Raw genomic sequence first — 19,871 nt, 5'->3', positions numbered from 1 at the left:
CCGTGTCACCTCATAAGTACTTCTTGAAGCTGCCTGCGGTCAGGCTGACTGCCATCCCCAGCAACGCCGCGCTGGGCAGCAGGATGACCAGAGGATGCACCGATATGGGCAGAGCGAGATAGGTGGCCCAAGGCAGCACGGCCAACGGCATCAGGCTGGCCTTCGCGCGGTGGTAGATGAAGCCGGATTCGCGGCCCGCGCCGAACCGGCGCACATCCCGTCGCACCAGGCCGTCAATCAGGCCGACGAATGCCGCCGTGAGGATCAGCGGCAGCGTGAGCACCAGGACCAGCAGGCGCACCAGGAAGGTGAGCGTCGTGAAGGCCGCAGCGATCAGGTAGCTTTCGGCCCAGACATAGACTTGGCTGATGTAGTAGCGGAAGTTGCGGCTCTGCCCGTGGCTGGGCGCGCGGACGCGCTCGGCGGTCTGGCTCATGCGCTCCAGCAACCCCGAGCGCACGAACACCCACTCGTACCCGGTATCCACCAACTCGTGCGCCGTGCGCCCGGGCTCCTGTACCACCACGCTGCGCGTGAAGTGGTTGGACAGGTGCCCGAGTTCGTACCGCAGCATCTGCTGGGAGTGGCGCCAGCCCTGGTCCTTCCAGAACAGGTGCATGCCGGCGCACTCCACCACGATCGAGAACAGCAGCGAGCCAATGAGCACCCCGAGCAGCCGGAACGGTAAGGTGATGGTGCCGACGATCAAGCCTTGGCGATGGTTCTGCTCCCGCTGCGCGGTCGAGGCGGCATCCTTCATGGCACGGCCTCGTTGCCCGCGCCATCGTCGGCGCCGGTGGCCACCGCGCCGGGCTCGGCCGCAGCGGCATCGTCCAGCAGGTCGTCGGGCAAGGCCGCATCCTGCAAGGCCGACGAGCTGGTGAACTCCCACCACTGCGTGGCCTCGCTGTAGCTCTGGCGCATGTACCCGGCCAGTTGCTGCAGGTCCGCCGGCATCACTTCATCCGGGTCCGGCGCCGGCAGCGGCATACGCACCTTCCAGAGCTGGCCGCCCTGCAGCAGCGCGAAGCACTGGCCCTTGGGCAGGCCGACGACGTGTGACGGCTCGATCATCGGCACGCTGGCCATGCTGATGCGGTCCTGGGTGTTCGACGTGAAATCCGTCGCGCCGCGGATGTCTGAGCTGTCCGTCGCGCCCGAGACGATGGTGGTTGTATAGACCTCGACCTTCGGCAACTGCCTCGTCAGCAGTTCCGCGGTGGCCGTCTCGCGCACGCGCAACATGAATAAATTGTTGAAATTCCCGATCACTTGGCCGGCCTTCGCGCGATTTCCGATGCGGGCCTCGATGTCCGAGAGCGTCTGCGTGTACGCCGTGACTTGCAGGCCGGCACCGCCGCCCTTGTTGATGAGCGGGATGAATTCATCGCCCATCAGTTCATTGAATTCGTCCGCGTGCACGTTGATCGGCACGCGAGCGCCAGCCACTGCGCCGGGCAGGCCATCGTCGATTCCGTGCTTGTAGATGTGTCCGGCCACCGAAACCAGGTCAGAGAACATCGAATTGCCGACCGCTGCGGCGACCTCGGCGTCAGACAACGCATCCAGACCCACATAGACGATGGCCCGCTTTCGGATGACCTGCATCCAGTCGAAGATCGGGCGCGGGTCGGCCAGGTCGGAGTAGTTCGGCGCCAGGAGCTGGGCGATCTTGCCGCTCGTGAGCTTTTCCAGCAGCGGCAGCAGCGATGCAACGATCTTGTCGAAGTAGGTCTTGTCGTAGCGCACCGCCGAGCGCAGGCCATCGAGCACAGGGTCGTAGTTGCGCGCCTGGGAGAGGTATTGCTCCAGCGCCACCACACGCTTCTCGCGCCCGATCATGTTCCTTGGGATGTTCTTCTCGTTGAGCTTGGCCTCGATCTGGACGATCATCCTGGCGGCTGCCCACCATGTACAGGTCGAACTCCGCGCCCGAGGATTGCAGGCGCTGCACGAGCTGTCCGCAGGCTGCGCAGCCGTCCTTGACGAACACCGCCATGCGGCCGCTGCCGCGCAAGGGACTGCTGGATGGGCCGGCGCCCGGCTTGTCGTCGGGCAGGTTCACGCGCTGCATCCCCGGATTCAGGCGCTGCCAGGCCTCGTCGTAGGCGCGCTGGTAGGCGAGCAGCTTCTCGACGCGGCGCGCTTCCACCTGCACCTGCAGTTCCGCATAGCGGCGCCGTTCTTCGTCCGTGCGAGCTTCGATGCCCAGGGCGGACAGCGGGTCCAGGTTGGGCGAGTAGATACCCAGCGGCCCATCCATCAGCTCGCGGTAGCGTGCCCATTCTTGTGGCTGCAAGCCCCATTCGGTTGCCACCCGGTCGTCCAGCACGCGGGCGGCCAGCGGGCGCTCCTGGCTCTGTGCGTTGCGCGCCGAGGTCGTTGCGGGCTGCTGCGCCCAGGCGGGCCATTGCGACGACGCCACCAGGACCGCGAAAAGGAGGATCGACGGCTTCATGGGGTGCTCCGGTCAGGGAATCGCCACGCGGCGGGTCAGCGAATGGTCAGCACCTCGCCCCTTGTCGGGGAGCCAGGCGTCATGTCCCACGCGCGGATAACGGGCACAAACTTGTCGGTGAGGATGCGTGTCTCGGCGATGGAGCCGTCTTCGCGTTCGGTGAATTCCCGCTGGAGCGTCTTGTCCTTGTGGGTGTCACCTTTGACGACGAGCACGCGCCCCGTCTGGGAGCGCACGACGCCGGAGATCGCGCCCGCGGCCAGAGCCAGGGCGAGATGCCAGTGGGACAAGGCCCGCGCCGGTGGACGCAGCGACTGCTGCGCGGTCCCCAAGTGCGTGTCCAGCGACGGCCAAAGGCCTTGCAGCCGGCCAACCTCGTCGGCGAACTGTTCGGGCTCCATCGTCACGCGGAAGAAATGCTCCGGCTCGGCCGGACTGGCGGGGACGATGTACGGCAGGAACGGCCATTCGCTCGGCAGTTCCTCGGCTTCGACTTCGCCAAGCCCAACCTGCAGCAGCAGATTGCGCACGGCCTTGACGCCATCGGGTGCCAGCTCCCGCTGACGGACCCGGCGGCCGAAGATCACCACCTGCTTGAACTGCGTTTCCACCGCTCGGTAGATACGCAGATCGGTGTAGTGGCGCGTCAACCAGCCGACCAGCTCCGCGTCGAGCACGTAGCCGGGGACGATGAAGACCAGCACGCCGCCGTATTGCAACAGCGACAGCGAACGCTGATAGAACAGCTTTTCGAGGCGGGCACGGCCCTGGCCCTGATAGCCGATGTTGCCGTTGACGTCCTTGGACAGGTCGCCATACGGTGGATTCAGCCACAGTAGTCCGAAGGACTGCTTGGAGATCATCGTGTCCATCAGGTCCGCGTGCAGGCAGTGATCGACCAGGCCGCGGGCATGGCGCGCCCGCTCGGCGTCGAATTCGACGGCGAACGCCTTGGTCTGTTCGCGCCCGAGGGCATGAGAGGCTTCGGCGATTGCCACGCCTTCACCGGCGCAGGGATCGAGGATGCACATCGGCCCGTCGCTGGGCATCAGTGCGTTGAGGGCTCTTTCGAGCGTGGGTTCGTCGGTCGGGTAGTACCCATTTTTGGCGAAATTGCGGGCGAGCCGCGGGAACATGAGAGCCATGGAAGTCTCCTGGTTGGCGGGGATGAATGACGGAAGCACGCCAAGGCGTGCCTCCGAGGGTGGGTCAAGCCGCTACCGCTTCCGGCGTCCAAATCTTGGCCGGATAGGGATAGGCGGTGAGCGCGTCACTGCGGATCAGGGAGCCCAGCGCCAAGCTCAGCGCCGGCACGTCGATGGCGAGCCGATGGCCTTCCAGCGGCCCGAGGGCGAACGGAAGGCGGGCCAGCATCTCGCGGCTTTGCAGCAGTTCCAGCACGGTCTCGCGCCAGTGGTCGAGCAGCGGCAACGGGCAGGTGTCCCGCACCAGCATCCACAGGCGGTCAAGCCGGTGGGCGCTGTCACGTGGCAGCAGTGCCAATGCGCTGGCGTTGGCCTTGTCGGGCTTGACGCAGCGCCGGTCGAACAGCCACACGTTGGACAGCGAACCGAACAGCGTTCGCCGGTAGGCGCGCGTGATGCGCTTTTCCAGGCGATCGACGTTGCCGATGAATACCGGGACGCTGCCGCCCTGGTCGGTGATGACGTGGAACTGGTCCAGTCCCTGCTCGTCGCGCCCGAGGGTCAGGCGTGCAAGGAACTGCTGGACGGCGGTGTCCCGCGCCCAGATGGACAGGAAGATCAGGTTGCCCTGGTCATCGCCGACGCAGGCGTCGGCCATCACGTCCGGGCATTCGTCGATGCGGTACAGCGTGGAAGAAGTGTTTGCGGGCATGGTGGTGTCCTCGGATGAACGGGAACAGCACCGCCCGCTGGGGCAAGTACTGCCCCAGGGGGTGGAAGAAAACCGCTCAGTCCGGCTCGAACTGTTGGGTGTGCGGATTGAAGTGAAGCGCCTCGTCCACCGCGGTGATCGGCGTGAAGCCGTCCAGGTAGATGTTGTTGAGGTACTGGTCGCGGTAGGTCAGCGCCTGCCGTGCCTGCTCCTCGGTGAGGCCGTTGTCGATGAAGTACCCCAGCATTTCCTCGTCGGAGGAAACTTCGTCGTTGGACAAACTGCCTTCAACGAGCTTCAACAGCGAGAGCGGGAGTGCAGCCAGGATCGGGTCCATGTCGGTTCCTCCTGGCTCAGGCCAACAGCGCCGCGGCGGGTGCCGTGACAGCCGTGGGTGTGCGCCGCCGTGCGTGGTAGGCGCGAACGCCTGCACGCCAGTCGGCGGACTGCTCCGGTGCGAGGTCCAGATAGGACAGCGGGCACGAGTAATAGTACGGATGCATGGACTCTTCCAGCGGCTTGTAGCCCCACTGGTTGCCGCTTCGTTCCAGCAGATCGCAGCGGATGTAGCGCAGGGACTGGCCCGGCGCGAGATCACGATGCACACCTTCGACCTTGGCGGTCAGTTCGACCACGGACCACAGCACGTTGCTGCGCAATGCGTGAGCGATAACCTTCGCGCTGACGCGCTCGGTCTGCTGTGGTGCGATCAGTTCCGCGATCAGTTCAGACCGCGATTGGGGAGAGAAATACCAGCCCATGAGAGGCCTCCTCGAAAAGTTGAGCTGGAGGCCTCCCCGTGGGGAAGAACCCCCAGTGGGTGATGGAATGCCGCAGGTGCAGCGAAGGAAAACCTATGCCTTGCCCTTAGTCCCAGTCGTCATCGTCGCGATCACAACCAGCCGGGCAGCTGCCGAACTCGATCCCATGCGAGCAATAGCCGTGCTCCGCATTCCAGTCCTGGGTTTCCTGCCGTTCGGCCGGTGTTGCGTAGTCTCATTCCTGTGCGATCTTCAGCGCCTGTGCGCGCTGTTCTTCGGGCAATCGACCGAGTTGCGCGTCGATCGCCGAACTGAAGCGTTCGACGTAGTAGTCGTGAGACAGTCCGCAACCCTTGGTGGCTTGTGCGGCTGCCGTCTCGCAGAGAGCCCGCCACGCGGGTTCATCCAGCGCGGAGCGGGGGATATCGCAAGCGATGGTGGACATGATGAAGACCTCCAGAAGATGGCCAGGGCCTCCCCCGCATGGGGAAGGAACCCCGGCGGGTGGATGAAGAACACCGCGCATGCGGCGTCTGCGATCACGCAGGTTGCAGTTCGGCCTGGCGGCTCCACTCCTGCGTCTTGAAGTCCAGCGCGTAGCCCAGCTCGCCCAGGCGGACGATCTGTGCACGCAAAGCGCGGCGGTCGATGGTCGAATCCAGTTTCACGGACTCGCCCAGCGGCCACAGCAGGCCGAAGAGCGCGGGGTCACCGTCTTGGGTGCTGCCGGGGGCAGCAGCCTCAGCAGGTGGCGGCGCATCCACGCCAAAGGGCGTGGTATCGACCATCGGGTCCGCGGACGCCTGCACGGGTGCGGGCTTGGCGGGCCTGGACGCTTTGGTGGGCTTGGCCGGCGTTGCCGCAGGCTGCGCCCCTTGCTCTTCATCGAGCGGATCGACGTCCTGGGTGGCGAAGCTGCGGGCTTCGTCGCGGCTGAGTTTGTCGATGCCGTTGAGCGTCATGCCGTCGAGGCTGGCACGGATCTCGAACCGCATGCCGCCGCCGACCGGATAGGACTTCGGGAAGATGTACCTGATGATGAATTCCCCGTCGTACTTGCCTTCGGGGTACTGCTCCAGCTCCGGGTCTTTGACCTCGAACGTACCGAGGTGCGTGGCGAGGCGGCCAACCGTGAACGGGCCGTTCTTGCCGCGGATGGTACGCAGCGTGAGCTGGCCGGGGACGACGATGGGCGCAACCGATTTCTCGGGTGCCAATGGGGTTGCCATGATGGTTCTCCTGATGATGAATGACGGGCCGCCGACGGCACCCGGTGGATGAGAGGAAATGGCTTCGCCCGAGGTGGGCGAGGTCCGCGTGGCATCACGCCTTGAGCTGGCGCATGCCTTCGGCCAGCAGCCACAACGCCCGGTTCAGGCGCAGGTTCTGGTCGATGCCTTGCACCGGACGGGTGCGCTGATTGCGGCCGTTGGCCGTGCGTCCGTTCAGGCCCCCTTTGACGAGGTTCTCCTGGACGCGGTTGAAGACGGCCCACAGGTCGTTCTTGCGGTCGTCCCATCGCCGGGGTGCCAGCAGTTGGCACTCCGTGACAGGCGTGGACTTGGCTGGATCGTCGTACTTGAGTGCGAGCGCGGAGTTTGCAAAGACCTCCGCTTCGCCCTCATCGAGGGTGATGGTGCGCATCGCATCGCGCGCGTTCTGCACGCGCTCGAAGCCGTCGAGGACTCCGTAGGCACCTTCGATCACCTGGCTGACCACGTCGCCCTTGTGGGGAACGCGGATGTCGGCGGTGGTGTCACCGCAAACCAGGCCGTTGTGGCAGACGAACCGGAACATGCCGGCGAGCATCTGATAGCTGCTCGTGCCGTCATGGCTGTTGAGCAGGATGATCTCGTTCGACTCGTCGCCGTTGATCTGGCTTGCATGGCGAAGTCGGATGAGGTGCTTCGTGTACTCGCGCCGGTCTTCGTTGCGCACGCGCGTCTGACACACCATGAAGGGCTCGAAGCCCTCCTGGCGCAGCTTGGTCAGCACGGTCGAGGTCGGTATGTAGGCATACCGATCGGACCGGCTCCCATGTGGAGCGTCGGCGAAGATCGACGGAACGACGGCACGAATGCGGTCGTCCGAGAGTGGGCGATCAGAGCGCAGGATCGGGGATTGCGGAGCAAAGCGGGATACCAGAGACATGGCTGATCTCCTTTGAGAAATTCGACAACCGCGTGGCCGTGAGACCACGCGGAACTCGGGGGATGAAATGCGCAAGCACGCGTCCTGGGGACGCGGCGTACGTGGGGAGGAAAAGCGACAAGGCCCCGTGAGAGGCCGTGCCGGATCAGAACGAAGCAGCCAATGCCGGCTCCTGCTCCTGGACTTGCGCCTCGGGCTCGCGCTCGGCGGGCTCGGTGGCCGTGTCGATGGCATCGTCGGCTTCGGACGCGGATGCGTCTTCGGCCGGCGGCGCCTCGGCTTGCGCCTGGCTCGTCGGATAGACCTGGGTGCCGTCGATCTTGATGAGACCGATGTGGACCAGCGTCGATTCCAGGCTGGCGGCCGGTTCCCCGGCGTGCTCACCCTTGGTGCGGATGTACGGATCGATCTTCATGTCGTTCAGACGGAAGGCGATCAGCACCTTGCGGTCACCCTCGATGGCCTGAACGCACCGGCGAACCAGGTGCTCGGCTTCCGGGGTGGCGACGATGGTGTCGAAGTACCGATACTCCGGTTCATCGACAGGCCCGGCCAGTGCCGCGACGGTGCAAGAGAGGAACGAGTCGCCAGCTTTTGGGGTGACGTCCTTCACACGATTGAGATAGCCGATGCCGCGGGTGATCAACTCGTGCTGCTCGATCGAAGCCAGTTCGGCCCGGTCGATCAGTTCGGCCTTGAGCAGTCGCGCCTTGAGGGACGCGGCGGCCTGACCCTTCTGCTCACCCTTGTCGCGGATGTACACATCGCCCCACAGGTCACCGAGGCGAAAGCGCACCAGCGGGCGCTGCTTGGGATCGTCAACGCCGATGTAGCGCTGAACGAGCTTCTTGGCCTCGGCACCCGAGACCTTGACGTCGAAGTAGCGGTAGCTGGGGTCCCGGGCGGGGCCGACCAGCGCGGCGATGGTGCATGCCAGGAAAGGCTGCGCACGGCGGCCGCCCCGGACGGGCACTTCACGGACACGCTGGATGTAGCCGATGCCCGAGGTGTGGAGGTCGAAATACGATTTCTCGTTGGACGTGGTGTTCATGGTGAATCTCCATTGGGATGAAGCGGAGACACACCGGCCCACGCATGCGGGGAAGGTGCGTGACCCCGCGGTGGGTTGATAAGGCGAAAGCATCCGCCACCAGAGGCTGGTGGCCGCTCGCGGAAGGATGCGGTGCGAGCTGGCTCGGTCACGCAGTGGGAACTGCGCCGCAACCTCGAAGACCGATGGTTGCCTGGCATGTCGCTGACGACGTCAGCAGGCATGGGGCCAGCATGGCGGGGCCTCGCGCGCGCGGCAGCAATCAATCGGCACCCGGGCGCTTCCCTTTGTCCGCGCCACCCGGCGCCTGTCACAGGCACTTGGCGCCGCGCAGGTGCTCGGGGGTATCGGCGCGCGGACGGCCGGGACGGCTCCAGGCGCCGCCACCGCGCGCGCCGATCAGCCGCCAGCCGGCGGCGCGCAGGCTGGCGCCACCTTCGTCGGGCATGGTGTAGGTGAGCAGGCGTATGTAGCCCAGCGCCCTTGCCGCCTGCCAGGCCGCGCCGTAGAGCTTGCTGCAGGCGCTGGGTGTGCCGTCGGTGCACAGCCGCGTGACTTCCAGCGTCCAGGTGCCGCGCGACCGGGCGGCCGACAATGGCCACGCCGTGGATCAGGTCGCTGTCGCTCAGCGTGACGGCCAGGGCGAACTTCGCGCCCTGGACCGGGCGGTGGTGGCGATGGTGCGACAGAACGAATGCATTGGCCGTGCGCAGCGACACCGGTAGGAGGTGCAGCCTCGGCGAGGTCGATGGCGTGTTCATGCGGTTGTCTCCGGTGGCATGCCGGCGTTGTGGCCGGCGGGGCGTGCCTCGGCGGCTGGAGACAAACGCGCACGCGCGGCGATGGCGGCGGTGCGAACAAAAGAAGGCCCCCGATGCGGGGGCTGCGAGGCGGTTGCCGCGTCAGGCGGGAGGCACCACTGCTAAGGACAGGTGCGTGGCGGTGGCGGAAAGCACGAGATCGTCCGCCGAGTGCTGGAGGCGCGTGAACAGGCCGTCCTTCGGGTCGAAATACTCCGCGAAGTCATCGCCGCCCAGCTCGCGGCCGGCGAGGTGCCACCAGTCATCGAACGGGTCGGTGTCCGGGTTGCATCCGACGGCGTAGGCGAGCAGTGCCTGGCGCCCATCCGGGCGACGCTCCCCACGCTCGGCGAGGAAGTACACGCCCTGATCCTTGACCAGGACAATGCGGCACTGATTGGGGACGTCTCAGAAAACGGAAAAAATCGTACGCTAAGCCGGTTGCAGCGGTCGTAGCGGCCTGAACTTGCCCGCGCCGATCTTGGCGCTGCTGCGCCAGAGGTAATCGCCGGTCAGGTTGATGTGCTCCCAGCCCAGCGGCGACAGGTACTGCAACAGGGCGTCATCGACAGTCTGGCCGTGACCGCGTAAGGCGTTTGAGGCCCGTTCCAGATAGACCGTGTTCCACAACACTATGGCCGCCGTCACCAGGTTGAGGCCGCTGGCCCGGTAGCGCTGCTGCTCGAAACTGCGGTCGCGGATTTCGCCCAGCCGGTTGAAGAACACGGCGCGGGCTAGCGCGTTGCGGGCTTCGCCCTTGTTCAGTCCGGCATGCACGCGGCGGCGCAGCTCGACGCTTTGCAGCCAGTCCAGGATGAACAGCGTTCGCTCGATGCGGCCCAGCTCGCGCAGCGCCACGGCCAGGCCGTTCTGGCGCGGGTAGCTGCCGAGTTTCCTGAGCATCAGCGAGGCCGTCACCGTGCCCTGCTTGATCGAGGTGGCCAGCCGCACCTTGGCGTTGATCGCCTTGCCGGACGCCTGGAACTGCTGCTGATGCTTGTGCTTGGCAGCGTTGAACAGCTTGCCCAGGATGCGGTCGTGCAGGTCGATGATTTCGTCGGTGACGGTGGCCATGCCCTCGATGGCGAGCGCACCAGGGTCGCGTAGCGGCGCTGTGCCTCGAACTTGGCCAGATCGGCGGGCGTCATCTGGCCGCCTTCGCGGGCGATCTTGAGCAGGCGGTTCTGGTGCACCGACCGCTCGATGCCGGAAGGCAGGTCGAGCGCCTGCCAGGCTTTGAGGCGCTCGATGTGTTCGAGTATGTGGCGCGAGTTCGGCTTGACGGGCGACTGGCGCAGCCAGGCCAGCCAGGTCGTCTTGCCGTTGTCGTGGCGCTTGAGCAGATCGTCGAGGCGGTGCCGGTGGGTGGCCGACAGGGGATCGGACAAGGCCGCGTAGATGCGGCGGTTGGCGCGGCTGTAGGCGTTCATCGAACACCTCCCTTTTCCTCATCCGGCGCAACAGGACAGTTGCTTCACGTCCTTGTTGAAGGTCTGCGCCGCGAGCTTCAGTCCCTCGACCATGGTCAGGTAGGGGAACAACTGGTCGGCCAGCTCCTGCACGGTCATCCGGTGGCGGATCGCCAGCGCGGCCGTCTGGATCAGTTCGCCCGCTTCCGGCGCGACCGCCTGTACGCCGATCAGCCGCCCTGAGCCAGCTTCCGCCACCAGCTTGATGAAGCCGCGCGTGTCGAAGTTGGCGAGCGCCCTCGGCACGTTGTCGAGCGTCAGCAGCCGGCTGTCGGTCTCGATGCCGTCGTGGTGCGCTTCCGCCTCGCTGTAGCCCACGGTCGCCACCTGCGGATCGGTGAACACCACCGCCGGCATCGCCGTCAGGTCCAGCGCCGCGTCGCCGCCGGTCATGTTGATCGCGGCGCGCGTGCCGGCCGCCGCCGCCACATAGACGAACTGCGGCTGGTCGGTGCAGTCGCCGGCAGCAAAGATGTGCGGTGCGCTCGTGCGCATGGCGCGGTCGATGACGATGGCTCCCTGCGCATTGACTTCGACGCCTGCCGCTTCAAGGTTCAGGCTGCGCGTGTTCGGCGCGCGACCGGTGGCGACCAGCAGCTTGTCGGCGCGCACTTCCCCCTGCCCGGTGGTGAGCACGAATTCCCCGCCCGCATAGGCAACGTGGCTCGCCTGGGTGTGGTCCAGCACCTCGATGCCCTCGGCGCGGAAGGCGTCTGTTACGGCTTCCCCGATGGCCGGGTCTTCTCGGAAGAACAGCGTGCTGCGCGCCAGGATCGTGACCTGGCTGCCCAGCCGGGCGAAGGCTTGCGCCAACTCGACCGCCACCACGGAGGAACCAATCACGGCCAGCCGCTCGGGGAGCGAGCTGCTTTCCAGCGCCTCGGTGGAGGTCCAGTGGGGTGTGTCCGCAAGGCCCGGGATTGGCGGAAGCGCCGGGCTCGCGCCGGTGGCAATCAGGCAGCGGTCGAAGTTCACCTCGTGCGTGCCGCCGTCAGCGGTCGCCACGGTCAGCGTGCGCGTGTCCCTGAACCGGGCCTCGCCGCGCAGCACGGTGATGGCCGGAGTGCTTGCCAGGATGCCTTCGTACTTGGCATGGCGCAGCTCCTCGACGCGGCCTTGTTGCTGGGCCAGCAGCCGCTCGCGCAGTACAGCGGGCGCTGCGGCCGGCAGGCCAGCATCGAACGGGCTTTCGCGGCGCAGGTGGACGATGTGCGCGGCGCGGATCATGATCTTGGACGGCACGCAGCCGACATTGACGCAGGTGCCGCCGATGGTGCCGCGCTCGATCAGCGTGACGCGGGCGCCTTGCTCCACGGCCTTCAAGGCAGCCGCCATCGCCGCGCCGCCGCTGCCTATCACAGCCACGTGCAGCGCTTGTTCACCGCCAACATGCTTCGTTTCGCCACCGAGCCAGCCCAGCGCCTTGTCTAGCAGGCCGGCAGGCTTGTTCGGCGTGTCGGTAAGCCGTGCGCGATAGCCGAGCGTGGCCACTGCGGCAACCAGCGGGGCCACGCTCACGCCTGCAACCGCTGTAGTTCACCAACAGATCGGCGATGACCTTGCGGCGTTGCAGATCGAGACCATCGAAGTCCGACAGTCCTTGGAAGTGGCAGCGCTTGAGCATGGCACCGCCCTCGCGCGCGTTGTAGAAGCTGAACATGGCGGACAGGAACATGCGTTCCCCGCTGCTCAGGACGCCGAGTGCGTCGTTGGCACGCAGCATGTCGGGACGCAGATCCCACTTGCTCTTTGCCTGGTTCAGGCCTTCGCGCGTGCCGTCGCCAAACCATTGCGGGCCTGCGATCTCGACGCCGCGCTTCCAGACCTCGAAGAAGGCTTGGGGCGCGGCGGCGAAATGCTGCTCTTCCCGCATGATCTGATCGACGACTTCCTGGGGCAAAAGCTGGTTCATGACGTGGTTCCTCCAGTTGGATCAGGGTGTGGCGAGCTGGGACCCGCCGCCTCTTTCGAGGGCACGTTGAGCCGCGGCATAGCTGCGGAAGTACTGGCAGGATTCCCGCGAAACGGGACCTTCTGTATCGCGCGTGCCGATGTAGTGGCCGGCGGCGCTATGCAGGATTTCGAGCGGCAGGAACTTGCCGCAATGGATCAAGGCCAACTGGCCGAAAGAGGCTTGCTGGGACGTGGACGGGCTCCTTGGAAAAAGCGGGGCCTCGTCCCTCACGGGATGGCAGCTCCCGCACGCGGTTGAGAAAAAAGCATCGGCGTCACGGGTGACGCGCGTCCGCAGACTCGATGCGATGGCGGACTGGCGGGTAGCGCGGAAAGAATCCGCGGCAGCCTGGAAACTCTGGCTGCTGGCATGGTGCTGACGAATCAGCGACACATGCGGGCAGCTTCATGCGCGAGGCGAGCCGCGTCAGCCGGAAATCGGCATTTGCAACAGCCCCGATTGGCGAACGCGGAAAAAAGAAAGCCCCGCAATAAGTGCGGGGCTGGCAGGAGGATGAGGCGAAACTGGGTCAGCGAGGCCTGTCGCCCAGTACATGCTGCTTCCACAGGGCGAATGCCTCGTCCGGTCCCAGCTCTGCGAGGATGACGATGGGCTGGCCCCGACGGGCACGCAGCGATGCGAAATACGCTGGCCGGTCGGCGATGGCGTTGAGCTTGATGCCCTTTAGGAACAGCAACTGGCGGGGGCGAACTTTGGTGGTAACGCAGGCATGATTGCGCTTGTTTGGGGCAAAAGGGCCAGCGAAGCGGGCGGACACGGCCAGAAAACCGCGACGAACTACTTGTACTTGCCAGGCGAGGCGAACGGGTGACATCAGCATATCGCTATGCGGTAAAGAAGACCGTCCTAAAGCTTGCAGGATCCCGGCATAGCTTCATCATCACCTCTCCGTGACGGCTCATTGGAACGAAAAAGGCCAGCATCGCCGTGATGGACTTTCATAATTGCCAGGTCAACTGGCTTGCGTGCTGTTTATTCACAGCAAGGCATTGCGACGTCGTTGCAGCAATCGCCGCCATCGCAACAGGGCGTTGCAGCAAAAGCGGCGGTGGGCGCTAGCATGAGGGCCAAGCCGCGGCCGCTCATGCTGGGGGCCGTTCTCTTCAGATTGGTGTCCTGCACCGTGTGCATTGCGAATTTCCGGATCGTCCCAATGTCACTGGGACTCCTTTGTGGCGGCCGGGTTCTCCACGCTCATGAACGACTGGGCCACCAGCGCGATCGCCCCGCCCACGATGGCCATGTCAGCGATGTTGAAGGCGGGCCAGTGCCAGCCGTGCAGGTGAAAGTCGATGTAGTCGATAACGTGCCCGCGCGTGGCGCGGTCGAACGCGTTGCCCAATGCGCCGCCCAGAATGAGGCTGTACGAAAGGCCTTCCGTTTTGCGCAGCGGCCGGGAGAGCAGCCATGCGAGCCATGCCGATATTGCGAACGCGATCGCCAGAAAAAACCACCGCTGCCAGCCGCCCGCGCCAGCAAGGAAGCTGAACGCCGCGCCGGGATTGAGAGCGTGAACTAGGTTGAAGAATGACGCCACCTCGTGCGACCAACCCAAGGGAGTTGTCGCGTCAATGTAGCTCTTAGCTGCCTGATCGCCGGCGAATATAACGATCGCGAGTGAGTACCACTGCGTCTTGCGAAGAGATGGTTCATCCATTGTTCATGCCGCCTTGAACTTCAGGAGGCGCAGCCCATTGACGACAACCAAAAGACTTGCCCCCATGTCAGCGAACACAGCCATCCACATGGTGGCATGCCCTGTGAACGTCAACGCAAGGAACACCGCCTTGATGCCAAGGGCCAGAACGATGTTCTGCGTGAGGATCGCCGCAGTGCTACGCGACAGCCGGATGAAGGCGGGGATCTTGCGCAGGTCGTCGTCCATCAGGGCGACGTCGGCTGTTTCGATCGCGGTGTCGGTGCCGGCCGCGCCCATGGCGAAGCCGATGTCGGCACGGGCGAGCGCGGGCGAATCGTTGATGCCGTCGCCCACCATGCCCACCTGGCCCTCGCCGCCGACCAGGCTTTCGATGGTCTTGAGCTTGTCTTCGGGCAGTTGGTCACCACGGGCTTCAGAGATTCCGACCTGGGCAGCGATGGCCGCGGCCGTGTGCTGGTTGTCCCCCGTCAGCATCAGCGTGCGCACACCCAGCGCCTGCAGGTCGGCCACCGCCTCACGGCTGGTTTCCTTCACGGTGTCGGCCACTGCAAAAATGCCGAGCACGGTCGCATCGTCCATCAGCAGGATCGCTGTCTTGCCTTGGCGCTCCAGGGTCTCCAGCCGAGCCTGGAGCGTCGCTTCGCTCAGGCCCAGCTCCTGGGCGAGCCTGTGGTTGCCCATGTGCAACATGCGCCCGGCGACGCGGCCGCGCACGCCGCGGCCAGGCAGCGCCGCGAAGTCGTCGACCTCGTGCAGCGCGATGCCGTCACGGTTCGCCTTGCGGGCGATGGCCTGAGACACAGGATGGTCCGAGCGTGCCGCGAGGCTTGCGGCCCAGGCGGCAACTTCCTGCGCCTCGCCGATCAGCGGCACGAAGTCGGTCTGCTCGGGCTTGCCATGTGTGAGTGTGCCGGTCTTGTCCAGGGCCAACGCCTTGAGCTTGCGCCCGCCCTCCAGGTAGACGCCACCCTTGATCAGGATGCCGCGTCGGGCGGCAGCGGCCAAGCCGCTGACGATGGTGACCGGCGTGGAGATGACCAGAGCGCAGGGGCAGGCGATCACCAGCAGTACCAGGGCCTTGTAGACCCAGTCAAACCATGCGCCGCCGAAGGCGAGCGGCGGCACGACGGCAACCAGCACGGACACCGCGAACACCGCCGGCGTGTAGACGCGGGCGAACTGGTCGACGAAGCGCTGCGTGGGCGCACGGCTGCCCTGCGCGGACTCCACGGCATGGATGATGCGCGCGAGCGTCGAGTCGCTGGCGCCTGCGGTCACCTTGTATTCGAAAGAGCCGGTCTCATTGATGGTTCCGGCGAAGACCTGGTCACCTTCGGCCTTCTCGACGGGCAGGCTCTCGCCGGTGATGGGCGCCTGGTTGATGGCCGATCGACCCGAGGTGATCAGGCCGTCCAGTGCGATGCGCTCGCCAGGACGCACGCGGACCACCGCGCCCTTTGCGACCTCCTTGGCCGGCAGCTCTGTCCATGAGCCATCGGCCTGCCGCACGGTCGCGGTCTCGGGCGCCAAGTCCATCAGCCCCCGAATGGCGTTGCGGGCGCGGTCCAGCGACTTCGCCTCGATCACTTCCGCCAACGCGAACAGGAACATGACCATGGCGGCCTCCGGCCAGTGGCCGATCGCCATGCCGCCGGTGACCGCGATGGCCATCAGGGCGTTCATGTTCAGGTTGAGGTTCTTCAGCGCGATCCAGCCCTTCTTGTAGGTGCTGAGGCCGCCGGTGAAGATCGAAACCAGTGCCAGCACGATCACGGCCCAATGATTGCCGTCGTTGACCCAGTACACGCCTTCGGCGGCCACCGCCGCAACGCCCGAAACCGCCATCGGCCACCAATTGGTCTTGTGCGCGGCCACCGGGGCATCGCGCGGCTCATCAGTCCTCTGGACCTCGGCTTCCATGCCCAGCGATTCGATGGCTTCGACTGCCGGCTTGATCGCGTCGGGTGTGTGCCGAACCGTGAGCGTGCGCTGCATCAGGTTGAAATCCATTCCCTGCACGCCCGGCATGCCTTGCAGCTTGCCGCGGATCAGACTTTCCTCGGTCGGACAGTCCATCTTCGCGATGCGAAGTACCGTGGTGGCTGTCTGCATGTCCTGCCGCGCAGCCTGCATTCCAATGGAAGCAAGCGCCTTCTCGATCGGCGCTGAGGTCGCCAGCGTGTGCTGGACTCCCAGCACACGCTGCATCAGATTGAAGTCGAGCGCGGTCACACCCGGCAGCTTGCCCAGCCGGTCGCGGATCAGCGCTTCTTCCGTCGGGCAATCCATGTTCTCGATCCGGTACGTCACCCGCTCGCCGATCGGCGGCGCGGAAACGGCAGCGGTTGGTTGCTGCTGCAGGGCCGAGGATGGGATCACAGCCGCGGCTTCGATCGGCCCCGTGTGGCCGAAGGTCTGCTCCTTGGCGCGCATGCCGATCGAGGCCAGGACCTGCTCCATCTGCGCGCGTGCCTGAGCGAGGTGTTTCACCGACAGGGTGCGCTCAGCGAGGTCGAAGTCGAGGTCCTGAATTCCCTCGACTGCCCCGAGGTGCGAGCGGATGAGTTTCTCCTCGCTCGGGCAGTCCATGTTCTCGATGCGGTAGGTGGTCGACACGGCGGCGTCTCGGACAGCCTGAGCCTTCATGCCCACCGAATTCAGCGCTTGCTCCAAGGCATCGGCCGAGACTTCGCGGTGCGAAATGGTCAACAAACGCTGCGGAAGATCGAACAGGAGCCGCTCGACACCGGGCATGCCCTCCAGCGTTCGCCGCACCAGTGCTTCCTCATTGCGGCAATCCATGTTGCTCACGTGGAAAACGGTGGTTTCAGTGCTGGCCTGCTCACTGGCGCACGCCGTCTGTTGGCCATTGCCGCCGGAGCAGGCGCATGGGCTGGAAGGTTCTTTGTTCATAGATCGCTCTTCATTGACAAGGTTTTCCCCGGATGCCATCATTAGAAAACCTCTAGTAGATATAGAGTCAAGTTTTTTTATAGGAAGCAACCATGATGCGGATCGGTGAACTGGGCAAGAAGGCAGATTGCTTGGTGCAGACCGTGCGCTTTTACGAGTCAGAAGGCTTGCTGCCCGAGCCTGCACGTAGCGAGGGCAACTTCAGGCTCTATGACGAAGTCCATTTGCAGCGCTTGCTGTTCATCCGCCGCTGCCGGGCGAAGGACATGACGCTGGATGAGATCCGTCAACTGCTGAACTTACGGGATCGGCCAGAGTTGGGCTGCGGCGAGGTGAACGCGCTGGTCGACGCTCATATCGCGCAAGTGCGGACCAAGATGAAGGAATTGCGCGCCTTGGAGCGCGAGTTAATGGATCTGCGACGCTCCTGCGATAGCGCCCGAACCTCGCGCGAGTGCGGCATTCTCAACAGCTTGGCCGAGCCCGCCTGAAGCTCGAGCGTGTCATCGGTGCTGGAAGTGATCGGGTCCAGTTCTGAGAGCCACGTGCCGCGCTCCATCATGCGAAAGCGCGCGGTTCTGACGTTTTGAGACGGCGTGCGACCGAGGGCGTGGCCCACAGGAGCCAGCGCGAGCCGGACGACCTGCGCGCCGCAATCTCCGCCACCTTACGGGTTCTCCAGGCCAGACCGAGCATCGCGGCGTGGCTGCGCAGGTGCAGGTGCAGGCCAAGGTAGCAGTGCGCCACGACGCGGCCCGACTCATGGGCACGCCACGCAACTCGCGATCGCTTCGCAAGAAGCCGCAAGGCCCGACTCGCGCAAGAATGCGACGTGGGCAAGATCGTATAGCCAGCAGCGCAAGCGTTTGCCGCTGCTGGCCGGCTCCGGAAGGGATAGACAAGCTGCGGGCCGTAGTCCATTGGAAAGTCCATCTTTCTTGAGTGTCACTCTTTGGCGCCCAGCGTGTGCTTTTGCGACCGGAAAGCGCTGAACAAGTGGCCCCCGGGCATCCAGAAATCGCCGTAGTTGACTTGGGCGTCTTCGTGCTCACGCTTGTGATGCCAGCGATGGGCTTCAGCCACCCCGATCAACAATCCCAACGGCCCGACCCGGTATCCCAGATTGGAGTGCTGGAAGGCCAGATGCACGACCAAGAAGCCGAGCCATGCGCCGACGGCCAACCACAGCTTGGAACGCCGCTACTGGCTCAACGGGGAGTGGAAAGGCCGCCCGCCCTCTAGCAAGGCGGCACAAGCGAGCGCGACGATCACTGTGAGTAGCTCCGTCGGAAAAGACGGCCGGCCGGTCGCGAGCTCGCCGAAGAGCACAACCGCAGTGGCGCCACGGATCAGTGGATAGCAGCCATACCGGATGACAGTCGCAATGAAGGGGGCGCATTGGTGCTCATCTGTTCTGTCCTAAAGCTCTGACTGGATTGGAAAACCTTCTAGCTACGGTAGAGTCAAGGGCGTCCGGGAAGACCCTGTGGCAAGTTCGTTGCATCTGCGCCTTGACTCTCCAGCCGCTACAGGCTTCAGCATCCATCGATTTGGAAGGAACAATGCATGGCTGAAAACCACAGAAATCACGAAAACGACGAGTTGGGCCGCCTAGATGCGAGCGATGCGAAGGACCGAAAGATTCTTCTGACTGTGTTGCTGATCAACCTGACGCAGTCCGCCGCCGGCATTGCCCTTGGCATCTGGGCTGGCTCTACGGCGCTGATGGGCGCCGGGTTGGACAACCTCGCCGATGCGTCGGTCTATGCGGTTAGCCTGTATGCCGTCGGTCGTGCGGCAACGGTCAAGGTGGGCGCGGCCCGCTTGTCGGGTTTCTTGCTAATCGGCCTGGCCGCGCTGCTGCTGTTGGAAGTCCTACGCCGCTTCGCTGGAGGGGAAGAGCCTGTCGGCCCAGCCATGATGGCCATGGCCGCGCTGAACGCGGCTTTGAACCTAGTGTGCCTCAGACTACTGCGCCGCCATCGCGGGGAAGATGTGAACTTCAAGGCGTCAGCGATCTTTACCAGCAACGACTCCATCGTCAATGGTGCGATTGTGCTGTCCGGGGTGCTGGTGATGGGGTTCGGGTCGAACATCCCGGATCTGGTGCTGGGCGTCATCGTGGCCGCAATCGCAGCGAATGGGGGGCGGGAAATCCTGCGCGAAGCATCGGAAACAGCTCGCCGTAAGGCGGGCACATAAGGCATGTTTTCGCCCAGTTCATCCCGAGGTTTACCTCTGCAAAAGAGGTAGTCCAGCCTTTGGGCTACGGCCTCGGCTGCAGCCGAGCGTACCATTGGCGATGGCCGCGCGATAGGCGGGCATGCCGTTCTCGACCTCCGTCTGCCGTACAGCAGCGGTGCGCAAGGTTGAGGGTGCATGTCGTCTCTCCTGTTCGTGTGGCCCAGGCCAATGGCCGGGCCGGGACGTTGATGGGCAGGAGAATGGCGCCGAAGGCCCAACGGCCTTCGGCTCGGGAGAAAAGAGGAACCACCCGTGGGCTGATTGGCAGGCCCGGTCGTCGCTAGAACCATCTGCTCATCAAGCAATCACACCCGGCCCATGTCGTGGCTGGGGCCGGCATCGTCTGGCGCACATCCGCGCACAAAGGGAGCCCGTTTTTGCACCGGCGGGCACCGGCACCGATTACCGCTGACCACGCAGGGGGGGGCCCCGGGGGGGGGGCGGGGGCCGCCCCCCCCCCCCCAGAGCCGCCCCCCCCCCGGGGGGGGGGGGTGGGGGGGGGGGGGGGGGGGCGCGCGCGGGGGCGCGAGGG

The 19,871-nt window shown here is 65.1% G+C and carries 19 protein-coding genes and 6 pseudogenes; 2 read left to right on the top strand and 23 right to left on the bottom strand.

From position 1 onward, the window contains the following. Positions 1–10: 10 nt before the first annotated feature. The 21 genes and pseudogenes from ACVOLI_RS07400 to ACVOLI_RS07300 form a co-directional block, all read right to left on the bottom strand. Entirely contained in the window at positions 11–760 is a 750-nt protein-coding gene (locus tag ACVOLI_RS07400; RefSeq protein WP_003105620.1) for a TIGR03747 family integrating conjugative element membrane protein, read from the bottom strand. After that, positions 757–1,902: pseudogene (traD, locus tag ACVOLI_RS07395) on the bottom strand (conjugative transfer system coupling protein TraD); the annotation flags it as partial. The gene ACVOLI_RS07400 and the pseudogene traD, both read right to left, overlap by 4 nt. Beyond that, a pseudogene (locus ACVOLI_RS07390) lies at positions 1,829–2,458 on the bottom strand (TIGR03759 family integrating conjugative element protein); the annotation flags it as partial. The pseudogenes traD and ACVOLI_RS07390, both read right to left, overlap by 74 nt. A gap of 35 nt (positions 2,459–2,493) precedes the next feature. Beyond that, the gene (locus ACVOLI_RS07385; RefSeq protein WP_254917107.1) at positions 2,494–3,627 is read right to left on the bottom strand and encodes a DUF6094 domain-containing protein; all 1,134 of its coding nucleotides are present in this window, start codon (positions 3,625–3,627) and stop codon (positions 2,494–2,496) included. 40 nt (positions 3,628–3,667) lie between these two features. Next, entirely contained in the window at positions 3,668–4,315 is a 648-nt protein-coding gene (locus tag ACVOLI_RS07380; RefSeq protein ID WP_003098901.1) for a hypothetical protein, read from the bottom strand. Between the two features lie 76 nt (positions 4,316–4,391). Further along, complete coding sequence (locus tag ACVOLI_RS07375; RefSeq protein ID WP_003098905.1) at positions 4,392–4,652, bottom strand: hypothetical protein; 261 nt, start codon at positions 4,650–4,652, stop codon at positions 4,392–4,394. A 16-nt stretch (positions 4,653–4,668) separates the two neighbouring features. Then, the gene (locus tag ACVOLI_RS07370; RefSeq protein WP_003098908.1) at positions 4,669–5,076 is read right to left on the bottom strand and encodes a hypothetical protein; all 408 of its coding nucleotides are present in this window, start codon (positions 5,074–5,076) and stop codon (positions 4,669–4,671) included. A gap of 235 nt (positions 5,077–5,311) precedes the next feature. Further along, positions 5,312–5,521 carry a hypothetical protein gene (locus ACVOLI_RS07365; RefSeq protein ID WP_003098911.1) on the bottom strand — a complete coding sequence of 70 codons (210 nt, stop codon included), beginning with the start codon at positions 5,519–5,521 and terminating at the stop codon, positions 5,312–5,314. Between the two features lie 94 nt (positions 5,522–5,615). Continuing rightward, a complete protein-coding gene (locus tag ACVOLI_RS07360; RefSeq protein WP_003098913.1) occupies positions 5,616–6,305 on the bottom strand; it encodes a DUF3275 family protein in 690 nt (229 codons plus the stop codon). Between the two features lie 94 nt (positions 6,306–6,399). Further along, complete coding sequence (locus ACVOLI_RS07355) at positions 6,400–7,227, bottom strand: DUF932 domain-containing protein (protein ID WP_481534130.1); 828 nt, start codon at positions 7,225–7,227, stop codon at positions 6,400–6,402. Positions 7,228–7,372: 145 nt separating this feature from the next. Beyond that, the gene (locus ACVOLI_RS07350; protein ID WP_003098919.1) at positions 7,373–8,278 is read right to left on the bottom strand and encodes a DUF3577 domain-containing protein; all 906 of its coding nucleotides are present in this window, start codon (positions 8,276–8,278) and stop codon (positions 7,373–7,375) included. 310 nt (positions 8,279–8,588) lie between these two features. Next, positions 8,589–9,039, bottom strand: a pseudogene (locus tag ACVOLI_RS07345) (XF1762 family protein). Between the two features lie 141 nt (positions 9,040–9,180). Continuing rightward, entirely contained in the window at positions 9,181–9,465 is a 285-nt protein-coding gene (locus ACVOLI_RS07340) for a DUF3085 domain-containing protein (protein WP_031629745.1), read from the bottom strand. A 45-nt stretch (positions 9,466–9,510) separates the two neighbouring features. Beyond that, a pseudogene (locus ACVOLI_RS07335) lies at positions 9,511–10,029 on the bottom strand (Tn3 family transposase); the annotation flags it as partial. Continuing rightward, positions 9,993–10,508 carry a Tn3 family transposase gene (locus ACVOLI_RS07330; protein ID WP_003098931.1) on the bottom strand — a complete coding sequence of 172 codons (516 nt, stop codon included), beginning with the start codon at positions 10,506–10,508 and terminating at the stop codon, positions 9,993–9,995. The gene ACVOLI_RS07330 and the pseudogene ACVOLI_RS07335, both read right to left, overlap by 37 nt. Positions 10,509–10,526: 18 nt before the next feature. Then, positions 10,527–12,053 (bottom strand): annotated as a pseudogene (gene merA / locus ACVOLI_RS07325) (mercury(II) reductase); the annotation flags it as partial. Positions 12,054–12,072: 19 nt separating this feature from the next. Next, positions 12,073–12,459: pseudogene (locus tag ACVOLI_RS07320) on the bottom strand (hypothetical protein); the annotation flags it as partial. A gap of 21 nt (positions 12,460–12,480) precedes the next feature. After that, positions 12,481–12,894, bottom strand: a complete 414-nt coding sequence (locus ACVOLI_RS07315; protein WP_003098951.1) for a hypothetical protein — start codon at positions 12,892–12,894, stop codon at positions 12,481–12,483. Between the two features lie 136 nt (positions 12,895–13,030). Further along, on the bottom strand, positions 13,031–13,342 hold the full coding sequence (locus ACVOLI_RS07310) for a hypothetical protein (protein ID WP_003108988.1): 312 nt from the start codon (positions 13,340–13,342) through the stop codon (positions 13,031–13,033). A gap of 336 nt (positions 13,343–13,678) precedes the next feature. Beyond that, positions 13,679–14,179, bottom strand: a complete 501-nt coding sequence (lspA, locus tag ACVOLI_RS07305) for a signal peptidase II (RefSeq protein WP_003098955.1) — start codon at positions 14,177–14,179, stop codon at positions 13,679–13,681. Positions 14,180–14,182: 3 nt separating this feature from the next. After that, positions 14,183–17,095, bottom strand: coding sequence for a heavy metal translocating P-type ATPase (locus ACVOLI_RS07300; RefSeq protein WP_003098961.1), 2,913 nt, complete (start codon positions 17,093–17,095; stop codon positions 14,183–14,185). Between the two features lie 92 nt (positions 17,096–17,187). Between ACVOLI_RS07300 and cadR the strand changes: the two genes are divergently transcribed. Further along, positions 17,188–17,586, top strand: a complete 399-nt coding sequence (cadR, locus tag ACVOLI_RS07295) for a Cd(II)/Pb(II)-responsive transcriptional regulator (protein WP_003098965.1) — start codon at positions 17,188–17,190, stop codon at positions 17,584–17,586. Positions 17,587–17,653: 67 nt separating this feature from the next. Here the strand turns inward: cadR and ACVOLI_RS07290 are convergent, their stop codons facing one another. Further along, entirely contained in the window at positions 17,654–18,016 is a 363-nt protein-coding gene (locus tag ACVOLI_RS07290; protein ID WP_196588568.1) for a DUF3703 domain-containing protein, read from the bottom strand. Between the two features lie 24 nt (positions 18,017–18,040). Continuing rightward, complete coding sequence (locus tag ACVOLI_RS07285; protein ID WP_003098970.1) at positions 18,041–18,277, bottom strand: sterol desaturase family protein; 237 nt, start codon at positions 18,275–18,277, stop codon at positions 18,041–18,043. Between the two features lie 384 nt (positions 18,278–18,661). On the opposite strand from ACVOLI_RS07285, the gene ACVOLI_RS07280 reads away from it, so the two are divergent. Continuing rightward, positions 18,662–19,297, top strand: a complete 636-nt coding sequence (locus tag ACVOLI_RS07280) for a cation efflux transmembrane domain-containing protein (protein WP_003098972.1) — start codon at positions 18,662–18,664, stop codon at positions 19,295–19,297. Positions 19,298–19,871 lie beyond the last annotated feature (574 nt).

It is taken from the genome of Stenotrophomonas sp. STEN029 (assembly GCF_056760015.1).
This window is presented reverse-complemented; position numbering and strand designations above follow the sequence as displayed.